This is a genomic window from Streptomyces sp. NPDC058246 (assembly GCF_042881985.1).
Lineage (GTDB): Bacteria > Actinomycetota > Actinomycetes > Streptomycetales > Streptomycetaceae > Streptomyces.
The window spans coordinates 267,866-280,907 of the sequence record NZ_JBHVWZ010000010.1; the positions used below are offsets into that span (position 1 = coordinate 267,866).

The window sequence follows — 13,042 nt, forward strand, 5'->3', positions numbered from 1 at the left end:
GGTCGGGGCGGAGCCCCGGGAAGGGGACGGGTGGGGGCGGAGAGGGCGGAAATCCCACCCCCGGACCCCCACCGCGTAAGGTGGCCTGCTCGGACATACACGCGAGTGGGAGTGAGACCAGCAGATGCCCGGCACCGGCGGCAACGGGGCGGTGACCCGCAGCACTCTGCGCCAGCAGATCGCGGACGCGCTCCGTGACGAGGTGCTCGCAGGCCGTCTCCAGCCGGGCCAGGAGTTCACGGTGAAGGAGATCGCCGAGCAGTACGGCGTCTCCGCGACCCCCGTCCGCGAGGCCCTGGTCGACCTCTCGGCCCAGGGCCTCCTGGACGCCGACCAGCACCGCGGCTTCCGCGTCCACGAGTACTCCCCCGCCGACTACCGCGGCATGGTCGAGGCCCGCAGCCTGGTCACGGACGGCATGTTCCACAGCCTCACCGCCGGCGGCATGCGGCAGCTGAACGACCCCCGCGCCGCCGCCGCCCTCACCGGCGTCCGCCGCCGCGGCGAGGAGGCCCAGCGCGCCGCCGGCGCCGGCGACCTGAACATCCTCATCGGCTACGACCTCCGCTTCTGGCGCGAGCTCAGCGGCCTCTTCGGCAACGCCTACCTCTCCGACTTCCTGCACCGGCTGCGCGTCCAGTCCTGGGTCTGCACGGTCCAGCACCTGCGTCTGCTCTCCGACCTGAAGGGCCACCTGTGGTCCGGTCACACGGAGCTCGTGGACGCCCTCGCCCGCCGCGACCCGGAAGCCGCCCAAGCCGTCGTCACGGCGTACAACACCCACTCCCTGGCCCTGATCGAGCGTCTCGCGGCCGGTTGAGCCGGGTGACTTTTCAGCCGGAGCGGGCTGTCCCAGCCGGTCCCGCGTTTGAGGACGGGCCCTTCGGGCGATCGGGGGGTTGGGAGCGCCGCACAGCTCAGCGGCTCGGCCGCGGGCCCCGAGGACCACTGCACCCCGGCCCACCCGGACGCCGAGTTGCGCACCGAGACCTTCCCAAGACCGCCGCGCGCATTACGCTGCCCTGACCACCGTGCACCCCAAGGAGCAAGAGGAGCCGTCTGTTGGCCTGTGACCTGTGGTTGGTCCCGCTCGTCGACGTGCTGTGCCACACCCCCGACAACCCCTTCGCCGAGGAACTCGCGCTCTACGACAAGGTGCTGGGCGAGGCCGGACTCCCTCCGGTCCCGGTGTACGCGTACATGCCCGGTCTGTCCGGCGACGTGGCCCCGGTCGCCGGGTTCGACTACGACGCGCTGCACTTCCTGCGCCGCGCCTATCTCCTCCAGATGTGCGGCCTCGCGGTGACGCCGGTGGACGAACTCGGGGGTGACTACGAGCAGCTCCTCGAGATGTTCGAGACGAACGCCCAGCAGTCCCACCTGGTCTGGCACTACGACCACGCCGGAGCGTACGTCCCCGTCGACTTCCCGCATCCCCTCGCCAACGACGAACTCCTCGCGGGCGGCGGACCCCTCGGCTCCTCCCAGACCCTGCTGCGCGAACTCGAGTTCGTCGCCCCGTCGATCGGCATCGACCCGGCGAACCCGCCCGCCGCCCCGCAGCCCCCCATGGCGCCCACGGAGCTGGAGGAACCGGCGGCACCGGCCCCCTACGACGCCAGCCCCTTCGCCCGCGAACGGCACGTGTGGCTCGGTCTGCACGCGGCCGCCACCCGGAGCCTCGCCCAGGGCTCGATGATCATCTTCAGCTGAACCGGCGAGCCCCTGCGGGCGCCGTCGGGCCCAAGCCTCACCGTCATGGGTGAAGCCTGGGCCGGCTTCCTCGGCACGGCGCTCTAGAACACCGCCGTGCCGTCCTGCGTCAGCTTCCAGTTGGCCGCGGCGAAGTCGGCGGGGTCCAGCGTGCCCTTGGACGTGACGTAGTCGATCATCAGCTGGCGGATCTCGTTGGTGGAGCTGTAGGCGATGTCGGCGGAGGCGATGTGCGGGTAGCCGCTGCCGCCGTTGGCGCGGTAGTTGTTGACGGCGACGACGAAGACCTGGTCGGGGGTGACCGCGGTGCCGTTGTAGGTGAGGTTCTTGATCCTCGAACCCTCGGCCTGGGCGATGTCGATGTCGTACGAGACACCCGCGGCGGTGTCGTACATGTAGTCCCAGAAGTTGTTGGCGTTCGTCAGTGTCGCGGTGTCGACCTTCGTGCCGCTCGGCACCTGGTGGTAGTACTTCGCCGCGTACTCCAGGTAGTCCTTGAGCTGGGCGCCCGTCAGCTTCTTGCCGTACAGGGTGTTGTCGTAGATGTAGAGACCCGCGACGTCGCGGATGGTGACGTCGCCCTGGGGAATGTCGGCGGTGCGGCTGAAGGGCGCGGCGACGGAGATGAGCGGGAGGGCGGCGTCGGCGGCGGAGAGACCCGTGGCGACCGTCGCCATCTGGACCTGGTGGATGAAGTCCATGACCGGGACGTCCTTCCAGCAGGCCTCGGCCGCGGAGAGGTCCGCGGTGCAGGTGCCGACCGGGGTGTTGACGTACTTCACCACCAGGTCGTGGTCGGCCTTGAGCAGCTCGGTGATCTCGGCGTCCTCCTCGACCGTGTTGCTGTTGAGAGTCTGCGCCTTGGTGCTGGTGACCTTCCACTGGCCGTGCACGAGTTCCAGCTCGAAGTCGAAGACGGTCAGACGCATGCCGTAGCAGTACGGCTCGGAGAGGACGACGGCCTTGCCGGTCTCGGTGTTCGTCACCGTGTAGGACGAGACCTCGGTGTGGGTGTGGCCCACGAGGATCGCGTCGATGCCGGGGACCTGCTCGGCGACGAGGTTCGAGGCGTTCTCGACGTACGGCAGCTCGTTCCCGTACGACGAACTGCCGTCCAGACCCGAGTGGTCGGTGAGGAACACGACGTCGCAGCCGAGCGCGCGCAGCCGCGGCACGTACTTCTTCGCCTGTTCGACGAGACCGGTGAAGGCCATCTTCCCGGCGACGTTGTCCTTGTCCCACAGGGCGATTCCGGGGTTGGTGAGGCCGAGGATGCCGACTTTGATGTCGGGGGCGCCCGGCACACGGACACGCTTCACGGCGTACGGGGGGAAGGCGGGGCGGAGCGTCTTCGCGTCCAGCGCGTTCGCGCCGAGCAGCGGGAAGTGACACTGCTTCTCGAACTTCCGCAGCGTCTCGATGCCGTAGTTGAACTCATGGTTGCCGAGCGCGGCGGCGTCGTACCGCATGGCGTTCATGGCGATGGCCATGGGGTGCTTGGGACCCTTGTGACCGTCGGAGCCGGTGATCGGGTCGACGCGCGCGTAGTAGTACGCGAGCGAGGTGCCCTGGATGATGTCGCCGGCGTCGACCAACAGGACTCTGTCGTCGCCCTTGGCGGCGCGCTGCTGCTTGATGAGCGTGGCGACGCGGGCGACGCCGACGGAATTGCCCTTGCTGTCCTTGTAGGTGGCGTCCGTGTAGTAGTCCCAGTCGAAGACGTGGCTGTGCAGGTCGGTCGTGCCGAGTATGGAGAACGACCATGTACGGGGCGCCTTCTGGGGCCGGTGACCGGCGTCGGCGGCCTCGGCGCTGCCGGTGCCCACCGCTCCCGCGGCGGCCACCGCGGCTCCGGTGACGGCCGACTTCTGCAGGAACGCACGGCGGTTCAGGGGACTGACGGGCATACGGGGCTCCTGGAACAGGGGAGAGGTGAGGAACGCAGGCGACTACACGCGTAGATGCTTGCCCTCTTCCTGTTCCGCGCGGAACCAGGAACAGCCCATGGCCGGGTCAAGGAAGGGCATGGCGGCCCGGGACACCCGGGCCACCCTTGCCGTCAACCGCCGGTGCGCCAGAGCTGGTTGGAGTTGCCGGTGGGCAGGCAGCTCCACTGGTGGATCGTGGCGCCGTCCGCCGTCGTCCTTGGACCAGGCCTCCACATCGGCGCACTTGGCGGAGTTCTTGTTGGTCACCTGCTTGTAGTTCAGGTCGGCGACGGCGGCGGTCGAGCCGGCGGCCGGAGCCGAGAGCAGACCGGTCAGGGCGAGACCGAGCACGGCGGCGGCCACGGATGGGCGCATGGGTTCTCCCGGATGTGCGCGGTGCGGGGCCCGATCCCCGTCGGCCCCCGCCCAGAACCGGAGAGGCATTCCGGATGGAACAGACATCCCTCACAAGAGCGACGCCCCGTCGGTCAAACCGACGGGGCGTCCGATAACCGCTGTTCGCAGCGCGGGGCGGCCTACAGGAACGAGTTGATCTCGATCGTCTCGTCGCGGCCCGGGCCGACGCCGATCGCGGAGATCGGGGCGCCGGACATGTCCTCCAGGGCCCTGACGTACGCCTGGGCGTTCTTGGGGAGGTCCGCGAAGGTCTTGGCCTTCGTGATGTCCTCCGACCAGCCCGGCAGGGTCTCGTAGATCGGCTTCGCGTGGTGGAAGTCGGTCTGGGAGTACGGGAGTTCCTCGACGCGCTTGCCGTCGATCTCGTAGGCCACGCAGACCGGGATCTCCTCCCAGCCGGTCAGCACGTCCAGCTTGGTGAGGAAGAAGTCGGTCAGACCGTTCACGCGGGTCGCGTAGCGGGCGATGACCGCGTCGAACCAGCCGCAGCGCCGGTCACGACCGGTGGTCACACCGCGCTCGCCGCCGATGCGCCGCAGCGCCTCGCCGTCCTCGTCGAACAGCTCGGTCGGGAACGGGCCCGAGCCGACGCGGGTCGTGTACGCCTTGAGGATGCCGATGACCCGGCTGATCCTGGTCGGGCCGACGCCGGCACCCGTGCAGGCGCCGCCGGCGGTCGGGTTGGACGACGTCACGAACGGATACGTGCCGTGGTCGATGTCCAGCAGCGTGCCCTGGCCGCCCTCGAAGAGCACGACCTTGTCCTGCTCCAGGGCCTGGTTGAGGATCAGGACGGTGTCCGCGACGTACGGCTTGAGCCGGTCCGCGTAGCCGAGCAGCTCCTCGACGACCTGGCCGGCCTCGATGGCGCGGCGGTTGTAGAGCTTGGTGAGCAGCTGGTTCTTGACCTCGAGGGCCGCTTCGACCTTCTGCGTCAGGATCGACTCGTCGTACAGGTCCTGGATGCGGATGCCGACGCGGTTGATCTTGTCCGCGTACGTCGGCCCGATGCCGCGCCCGGTCGTGCCGATCTTCCGCTTCCCGAGGAAGCGTTCCGTCACCTTGTCCACGGTGACGTTGTACGGCGTGATGACGTGCGCGTTTCCGCTGATCAGGAGCTTGGACGTGTCGACGCCTCGCTCGTTCAGTCCGTTCAGCTCGGAGAACAGGACCGACGGGTCGACGACGACACCGTTTCCGATGACCGGGGTACACCCCGGCGAGAGGATCCCGGAAGGGAGGAGGTGAAGGGCGTACTTCTGGTCGCCCACGACTACCGTGTGGCCGGCGTTGTTGCCGCCCTGGTAGCGCACCACATAATCCACGGATCCGCCGAGCAGGTCCGTGGCCTTTCCCTTGCCTTCGTCACCCCACTGAGCACCGAGCAGCACAAGTGCGGGCACGCGCGTACACCCCTTCCGGGCGGGGCATGTCCATGGTCGGGGACGTACGCGGCTGGTTTTCGATACGGCTGCGTACGCCGGCGACCTCCTTTGGCCGCGACCGTCGGACCGGATGCCCCGGAATAGACGAAGCCCCTGGCGCAATAGCGCAAGGGGCTCTTGCACAAAGATGCTACCCGAGGAAGCGAGGCATGACCGAGGTGGCGCCTTCCGACCAGCTCCTGGTGGTCATCGACCCGGTCGCCCGACGGACGGACGGCGAGTCCGTCCGGATCGCGAAAGACGTGCTCAGCGCGGGTGCGGCGACGAAAGTGTGCCTGCCGGAGGGGCCCGAGGAATTCGCCCGGGCGCTGAGCCGGAGGGGCGTCCGGCGACCGGTCGTGGTCGGCGACGACCGGGCTCTGCTGCGGGCGGTGTCCCTTTTGCACCGGCGGCGGGAGCTGGGCCTGTGCGGGCTGTCGCTGGTGCCGGTGGGGGGCGCCCTCACGCTCGCCCGGTCCCTGGGCGTGCCCACCGGGGCCGTGGCGGCGGCCCGGGCCGTGCTCGACGGGGCCGAGCGACGGCTCGACCTGCTGGTCGACGACAGCGACGGCGTGGTGCTGGGGGCGCTCCGTATCCCGCCCCTGCTGTCCCCGATCCCCTCGGAGGCCCCGGTGCGGCCGTGGCTGCGGACCTGCCAGTCACTGGTGCGGACGCTCGCGGCGCGGCCTGGGCGGCTGGCCTCCGTGCCCGGGCCGGGGCCTGGGCCTTCGCGGCTGCGGGTCGAGGTCGACGGGGTGCTCGTGGTGGACCTTGACCAGCCCGTGGAGGCCGTGTCCGTGACGCCCGGGGGGCCGGGGGGTGCGGCCGAGGTCGAGGTCCGTCCGGTCTCCGTGGGGGCGGAGGCCTCGCCCCTGCGGGTCGTGGGACGCCGGGTCACCGTCTCGGGCGCCGATTTCCGGTATCGGGCGGACGCGGTGGTGGCCGGGCCCGTGCGGACTCGGACTTGGGTGGTGCGGGAGGGGGCGTGGGGGTTGACGTTGCCGGTGAGGTGAGGGGGTGGGGGTCCTACGGGGTTTTCGCCCCGGCCGCCCCTGAATAGGGGCGCGGGGAACTGCGCGAACGGGGTCTGGGGCGGAGCCCCAGGTCGGGACGGGCAGGGGCGGCGGGGCGAGGAACCTACCTCGCCGACACCGGCGGCGGCGCGTCCGCGTCGTCCTTCAGGGCCACCCCCGTGGCACCCAGCTCCCGCGCCCGCCGCATGAGGGCGGCCAGCTTGCCGGCGGCCACCGCGTGGGAGAGCCCCAGCGGCGGCCGGATGTTGGAGAGGCAGTTGCGATCGGCGTCGGTGGTCCGCCCGGGACGAGGGGCGTACGTCAGGTACGCGCCCAGGGAGTCGGCCGCCGACATCCCGGGCCGCTCCCCCACCAGGACGACCACCATCGCGGCCCCGACCGCGTACGCGACGTCGTCCCCGAGAGCCACCCGCGCCTGCGAGGCCAGCACGAGCGGCGCCACCCGCCACCCGGCGGGAAGCAGCCCCGCCGTCGCACGGATCACCGGCGCCGCGTGCTCGTGCACCGCCCGGCTCGACAAGCCGTCCGCGACCACGAACACCACGTCCCAGTCGTCCCGGGGCAGATGCGCACGATCGAGGTCGTCGAGCCGGCGGCCGAGGTCGGGACGCTGGAGATACGTGAGCCGGTCGGGAGCGGCACTGCGCACCCGTATCGTCGGCACACCCGTCAGCGCGGCCGCCACCACATCGGGATCGAACGGCGAGTGCACCGCGTCCCGCGCGGCGGCATGCGCGGCCTGCAACTCCAGCCGGTGCCGCGTGGGCAGCGCCGACCCCGCACGGCCGAGCCCGATCCGTGCCTGGGTGTGCCGCCGCAGGGACCGCCACAGAGCGGCGTCGGATTCGGGCGGCGGCGGCGCCACCAAGGCCCGTACGAGCATGGCCAATTGACCGGTTTGATCCTGTGGTTCCACGGGAGCCGCACGATCCACGGGGGCCACGGGACTCACGGGGGCCACGGGACTCACGGGATCCACCCGATCCTCCCCACCCTCCCCATCGACCTGAGCCACTTCGCGGTCCGTCATGCGGCCATCTCCCTGCCGATCGTCATCAAGGGGTGGGCGGTGCCCGACACATCCCTGATCCCGCCCCCGGCATCGGCGTCCAGCAGGCCGATCCGCTCCAGCCACGTCTCGAACTCCGGTGCCGGGCGCAGCCCGAGGACCTCGCGCAGGTACAACGCGTCGTGGTAAGAGGCCGATTGGTAATTGAGCATGATGTCGTCGCCGCCCGGCGTGCAGATCACGAACGAGGCGCCGGCGACGCCGAGCATCGTCAGCATGGTCGCGATGTCGTCGTCATCGGCGTCGGCGTGGTTGGTGTAACAGATGTCCAGGCCCATCGGGAGACCGAGCAGCTTCCCGCAGAAGTGATCCTCCAGCGCGGCGCGCAGGATCTGCCGGCCGTCGTAGAGGTACTCCGGGCCGATGAAACCGACGACCGTGTTCACGAGCAGCGGGTCGTAGCGGCGGGCGACGGCGTACGCCCGTGTCTCGACCGTCTGCTGGTCCACGCCGTGGTGCGCGTCAGCGGAGAGCGCGCTGCCCTGGCCGGTCTCGAAGTACAGGGCGTTCTGCCCGACCGTCCCCCGGCCCAGGCCGCGCGCCGCCTCGTACGCCTCGTCGAGCAGTCCGAGGGTGACACCGAAGGAGGCGTTCGCGGCCTGCGTACCGGCGATGGACTGGAAGACGAGGTCGACGGGGGCGCCGCGCTCCATCAGGTCGATGCTCGTCGTGACATGGCAGAGCACGCAGGACTGGGTGGGGATGGAGTAGCGCTCGATCACCCCGTCCAGCAGCTCCAGCAGGTCCCGTACCGCCTTCGGGCTGTCCGTCGCCGGGTTGATGCCGATCACCGCGTCGCCGGAGCCGAGGAGGAGTCCGTCCAAAAGGGCCGCCGCCACGCCCGCCGGGTCGTCCGTGGGGTGGTTCGGCTGGAGGCGGGTGGCGAGGCGGCCCGGCAGGCCGATCGTGGAGCGGAAAGCGGTGATCACGCGTACTTTGCGGGCGACCGCCACCAGGTCCGCGTTGCCCATCAGCTTGGAGACGGCGGCCACCATCTCGGGTGTGAGTCCGGGCGCCAGCGCGGCCAGACTCCCGGCGTGCGCCGCCTCGGACAGCAGCCACTCCCGGAACTCCCCCACCGTGAGCCCGGAGACGGGCGCGAAGGCCACGGCGTCATGGCCGTCCACGATCAGCCGGGTCACGTCGTCGTCCTCGTACGGGATCACCGGCTCGGCGAGGAACCGCGCGAGCGGCACCTCGGCCAGCGCCCACCGTGCGGCGACCCGCGCCTGCGCGGACTCGGCCGCGAGGCCGGCGAGCCGGTCGCCGGATCGCTCCGGGCTCGCGGCGGCGAGCAGCCGGGCCAGTGAGTCGAAGCGGTGACTCCGGCCGCCGAGGGTGGCGGTGTAGGTACTGGTGCTCATGTCGGCGACCGTACGAACCGGCGCCGCGTGCGGTCCATGCCCGGACGGAGAGTTAACGCAGACGTTCGTTCTAAAGGTCTGGTTGACAAACATTTAACGCCCCGACCTGCGTGCTGACTCATTCACTCAGCAGGATGCCGGTTCGTCGAGCACACAGAGTGATCACGGAGAGAGGGGCCACCCGATGGCAGTGCAAGAGGGCGTAGCCCCTGCGGGAGGGGCGGGCACGGGGACCGGCGCGGAGTCCGGGGGCACCGGCGCGGCGGAGTCCCAAGGCGCCGTCCACCGGCTGAAGCCGAACGCGATCGGACTGCTCGGTGTGGTCTTCATGGCCGTGGCCACCGCCGCCCCGATCACCGCCATGACGGGCAACGTGCCCTTCATGGTCTCCGCCGGCGACGGCATAGGCGCCCCCGCCGGCTACCTCGTCGCGATGATCGTGCTCGCCGTCTTCGCCGTCGGCTTCACCTCGATGGCCAAGCACATCACCTCCACCGGCGCCTTCTACGGCTTCATCTCCTACGGCCTCGGCCGCACCGCCGGACTCGCCTCAGGCCTGCTGGCCACCTTCGCGTACGTCGTCTTCGAGCCGGCCCTGATCGGCATCTTCTCGACCTTCGCGACGGGAACCCTGAAGGACCAGACGGGTGTTGACGTCCCGTGGTGGGCTTTCGCGATCCTGATGCTGGCGGTCAACGCGACGGGGACGTGGTTCGGCGTCTCCGTCGCCGAGAAGCTGCTCGTCGTCCTCCTGGCCACCGAGGTAACCGTCCTCGCCGCGATGGCGATCTCCGTCGCCCTGCACGGCGGCGGCCCGCACGGCTTCACCCTCGGCCCGGTCAACCCGGTCAACGCCTTCAAGGGCACCAGCGCCGGACTCGGCCTGTTCTTCGCCTTCTGGTCCTGGGTCGGCTTCGAGTCAACCGCCATGTACGGCGAGGAGTCCCGCGACCCGAAGAAGATCATCCCCAAGGCGACGATGATCTCCGTCCTGGGCGTCGGCGTCTTCTACGTCTTCGTCTCCTGGATGGCCATCATCGGCAACGGGGAGACGGAGGCCGTGAAGGCCGCCTCGTCCGCGAACCCGTTGGCGTTGTTCTTCAACCCCACCGAGCACTACGTCGGACACTGGGCCGTGGACGTCATGCAGTGGCTGATGATCACCGGCTCGCTGGCCTGCGGCATGGCCTTCCACAACTGCGCCGCCCGCTACATGTACGCGCTGGGGCGCGAGGGCGTCCTGCCGTCCCTGCAGAAGACCATCGGGCGCACCCACCCGAAGCACGGCTCCCCGCACTTCGCGGGCCTGGTCCAGACGGTCGTCAGCGCCGTCCTGATCGGCGCGTTCTGGATCGCCGGCAAGGACCCGTACACCGGTACGTACGTCCTGCTCGCCATCCTCGGCACCATGGCCATCCTGGTCGTGCAGGCCGTCTGCTCCTTCGCGGTCCTGGCCTACTTCCGCACCCACCACCCCGAGAGCAGGCACTGGTTCAAGACCTTCACCGCCCCGCTCATCGGCGGCCTGGCGATGCTCGGCGTGGTGGTGCTGCTGGTGTCCAACATGGGCGCCGCGGCCGGCACCGAGTCCGGCTCCCTCATCCTGAGGTCCACCCCCTGGATCGTCGCCCTGATCGCGGTGGCCGGACTCTCCTACGCGACCTACCTGAAGCGCCGGGCTCCGGAACGGTACGCACTGCTCGGGCGGACGGTGCTGGAGGAGACGAAGGAGCGGTAACGGCCCCGGTGGGCACGTGAAGGCAGGTGAGGGCACGTGAGGGCACGTGAGGGCACATAAGGTTTTTCGCCCCCTCCGGCCCTGCCCGTCCCTTGTTCCTGGGGGCTGCCGCCCCCAGACCCCCGCATCGGCCTGAACGGCCTCGTCCTCAAGCGCCGGACGGGCTGGACATGGGGGCGAGCTGGGGGCGAACAGCACTGCACGCCCGCCGAACGGCTGGTCAGAGCTCCACCCGCAAGCCCTCCAAGCCCCGGATCACGAAGTTCGGCTTTCGGGCGGGGGGCTCGGCGAGGGTGAGAGTCGGGGCGTGGCTGAGGAGGGCGGTCATGGAGGCTGTCAGTTCGACGCGGGCCAGGGGCGCGCCGATGCAGTAGTGGATGCCCGCGCTGAAGGAGATGTGCGGGTTCTCCTTACGGGAGAGGTCCAGGTCGGACGGGGAGTCGAAGACCGCGGGATCGTGGTTGGCGGAGCCGAAGAGCAGGGCGATCTCCGCACCTCGCGGAACGGTCGTCCCGTCGACCTCGATGTCGTCGAGAACCCACCGCTCGAAGAGCTGAAGCGGCGTGTCGTAGCGCATCAGCTCCTCCACCGCCGTGGGGATCAGGGAGTGGTCCGCGCGCAGGGCGGCCAGCTGCTCGGGGTGCCGGAACAGGGCCCACCACCCGTTCACCGTGGCGTTGACCGTCGCCTCGTGCCCCGCGTTCAGAAGCAGCACGCATGTGGAGATCATCTCCTGCTCGGTGAGCCGGTCCCCCTCGTCGTGCGCCGCGATCAGACCCGAGATCAGGTCCTCGCCCGGCTCCTTGCGGCGGGCCTCGATCAGCTCCTTCAGATACGCGGTGAACTCGACCGACGCCCGCACCGCCTTCGCCGCCGTCTCCTCGGACGGGTTCAGCTCGTACATCCCGCAGATGTCCGCCGACCAGGGGCGCAGTGGTGCCCGCTCGGACTCCGGGATGCCCAGCATCTCGGCGATCACCGCCACCGGCAGCGGCTCGGCGACATCGGTCAGCAGATTCCCGCCGCCCGCCTCCACCAGACCGGCGACCAGCTCACCCGCCAGCCGGTCCACGTACGGCTTCAGCCCCTCCACCGTCCGCGGAGTGAACGCCTTCGACACCAGCCGCCGGATCCGCGTGTGGTCCGGAGGTTCGAGGTCCAGCATCCCGTGGTCGTTGAGGACGTGGAACGGCTCGTGCTCGGGCGCGGGCGCCGTACGGCCGAAGTCCTCGTGCGTGAACCTGTGCTGGTACGTCCGCCCCAGCCGGCGGTCCCGCAGCAGCGCCGAGACATCCGCGTGGTGCGGCACCAGCCACTGGTCGGTGGGCTCGTAGTAGTGCACCCGGCCACGCGCGCGCAGCTCCTCGTACGCCGGGTAGGGGTCCGCCACGAACGCCGGGTCCCACGGGTCGAAGGCCTGCGGAGTCTCCAAAGCTGCCATGAACGGACGCTAGCCCGCCGCGGCGCCCACTGAACAGGGGTGTCTTGGGGGCGCGGGGGTGTTTGGGGGGTGGGGGGCGGCCGGGGGTGTCGCGGGGAGCGGGGCGTCTGGGGGAGCCGGGTGTCTCGTGAAGGGGCGCGTCTCGGGGAGCGGTCGAGGCCGGGCCGCTCCCGCTGATCACCTGGGCGTGACCAGCCGCGCCTCGTAGGCGAACACCGCCGCCTGCGTCCGGTCCCGCAGTCCCAGCTTCACCAGGATGCGGCTCACATGGGTCTTGATCGTGGACTCCGCGACGACGAGACGCTCGGCCATCTCCGCGTTCGACAGGCCCTGGGCGATGAGGACCAGCACCTCCGTCTCCCGCTCGGTCAGATCCCCGTACGCCGCATGCGCCGTGGCCGAGAGCCGGGGCGCGTCCGCCAGCTTGGAGAACTCGGTGATCAGCCGCCTGGTGACGGACGGAGCGAGCAGCGCCTCTCCGGCTGCCACCACTCTCACCCCATCGGCGAGCTGGCGCGCCGAGGCGTCCTTGAGCAGAAAGCCGGAGGCTCCCGCGCGCAGCGCCTGGTACACGTATTCGTCGAGGTCGAACGTCGTCAGCACCAGGACCTTCGCCGCGCCGTCCGCGGCGACGATCTCCCGGGTCGCCTCGATCCCGTTCAGCTCCGGCATGCGGATGTCCATCAGCACGACGTCCGGGGCGAGCTCCCGAACCCGCTGCACCGCGTCCCGGCCGTTCACCGCCTCGCCGGCCACCTCGATGTCCGGCATCGCGCCGAGCAGCACGGAGAAGCCCTCGCGGACCATCACCTGGTCGTCGGCGATCAGTACGCGGATCTTGTCGGTTGCTCCGGTGGTGCCAGGCGTGCCGGTGTTGCCGGTGGGTGCGGTGGTGCCAGGCATGCCGGTGTTGC

The 13,042-nt window shown here is 70.3% G+C and carries 11 protein-coding genes; 4 read left to right on the forward strand and 7 right to left on the reverse strand.

From position 1 onward, the window contains the following. The first annotated feature begins 124 nt into the window (after positions 1 to 124). The gene (locus tag ACFVXA_RS17985; RefSeq protein WP_362027166.1) at positions 125 to 820 is read left to right on the forward strand and encodes a GntR family transcriptional regulator; all 696 of its coding nucleotides are present in this window, start codon (positions 125 to 127) and stop codon (positions 818 to 820) included. A gap of 242 nt (positions 821 to 1,062) precedes the next feature. Next, a complete protein-coding gene (locus tag ACFVXA_RS17990) occupies positions 1,063 to 1,713 on the forward strand; it encodes a hypothetical protein (protein WP_362027169.1) in 651 nt (216 codons plus the stop codon). A gap of 83 nt (positions 1,714 to 1,796) precedes the next feature. Here the strand turns inward: ACFVXA_RS17990 and ACFVXA_RS17995 are convergent, their stop codons facing one another. The 3 genes from ACFVXA_RS17995 to ACFVXA_RS18005 form a co-directional block, all read right to left on the reverse strand. Continuing rightward, positions 1,797 to 3,620, reverse strand: a complete 1,824-nt coding sequence (locus ACFVXA_RS17995; RefSeq protein WP_390025537.1) for a bifunctional metallophosphatase/5'-nucleotidase — start codon at positions 3,618 to 3,620, stop codon at positions 1,797 to 1,799. A gap of 42 nt (positions 3,621 to 3,662) precedes the next feature. Then, on the reverse strand, positions 3,663 to 4,016 hold the full coding sequence (locus ACFVXA_RS18000; RefSeq protein ID WP_390025539.1) for a hypothetical protein: 354 nt from the start codon (positions 4,014 to 4,016) through the stop codon (positions 3,663 to 3,665). Positions 4,017 to 4,177: 161 nt separating this feature from the next. Further along, on the reverse strand, positions 4,178 to 5,461 hold the full coding sequence (locus ACFVXA_RS18005; protein ID WP_362027178.1) for an adenylosuccinate synthase: 1,284 nt from the start codon (positions 5,459 to 5,461) through the stop codon (positions 4,178 to 4,180). A 191-nt stretch (positions 5,462 to 5,652) separates the two neighbouring features. Here ACFVXA_RS18005 and ACFVXA_RS18010 point away from each other — a divergent pair, with 191 nt between their 5' ends. Next, positions 5,653 to 6,495, forward strand: coding sequence for a diacylglycerol kinase (locus tag ACFVXA_RS18010; protein ID WP_362027181.1), 843 nt, complete (start codon positions 5,653 to 5,655; stop codon positions 6,493 to 6,495). A gap of 124 nt (positions 6,496 to 6,619) precedes the next feature. On the opposite strand, the gene eutC is transcribed toward ACFVXA_RS18010, so the two are convergent. Continuing rightward, positions 6,620 to 7,399 carry an ethanolamine ammonia-lyase subunit EutC gene (eutC, locus tag ACFVXA_RS18015; protein WP_390025563.1) on the reverse strand — a complete coding sequence of 260 codons (780 nt, stop codon included), beginning with the start codon at positions 7,397 to 7,399 and terminating at the stop codon, positions 6,620 to 6,622. A gap of 143 nt (positions 7,400 to 7,542) precedes the next feature. Continuing rightward, complete coding sequence (locus ACFVXA_RS18020) at positions 7,543 to 8,949, reverse strand: ethanolamine ammonia-lyase subunit EutB (RefSeq protein WP_384023011.1); 1,407 nt, start codon at positions 8,947 to 8,949, stop codon at positions 7,543 to 7,545. Between the two features lie 184 nt (positions 8,950 to 9,133). Between ACFVXA_RS18020 and ACFVXA_RS18025 the strand changes: the two genes are divergently transcribed. Continuing rightward, entirely contained in the window at positions 9,134 to 10,687 is a 1,554-nt protein-coding gene (locus ACFVXA_RS18025) for an APC family permease (protein ID WP_390025541.1), read from the forward strand. 220 nt (positions 10,688 to 10,907) lie between these two features. On the opposite strand, the gene ACFVXA_RS18030 is transcribed toward ACFVXA_RS18025, so the two are convergent. Further along, complete coding sequence (locus tag ACFVXA_RS18030; protein ID WP_389469929.1) at positions 10,908 to 12,128, reverse strand: cytochrome P450; 1,221 nt, start codon at positions 12,126 to 12,128, stop codon at positions 10,908 to 10,910. A 177-nt stretch (positions 12,129 to 12,305) separates the two neighbouring features. Next, positions 12,306 to 13,031, reverse strand: a complete 726-nt coding sequence (locus tag ACFVXA_RS18035; protein ID WP_390025565.1) for a response regulator — start codon at positions 13,029 to 13,031, stop codon at positions 12,306 to 12,308. Positions 13,032 to 13,042: the final 11 nt, after the last annotated feature.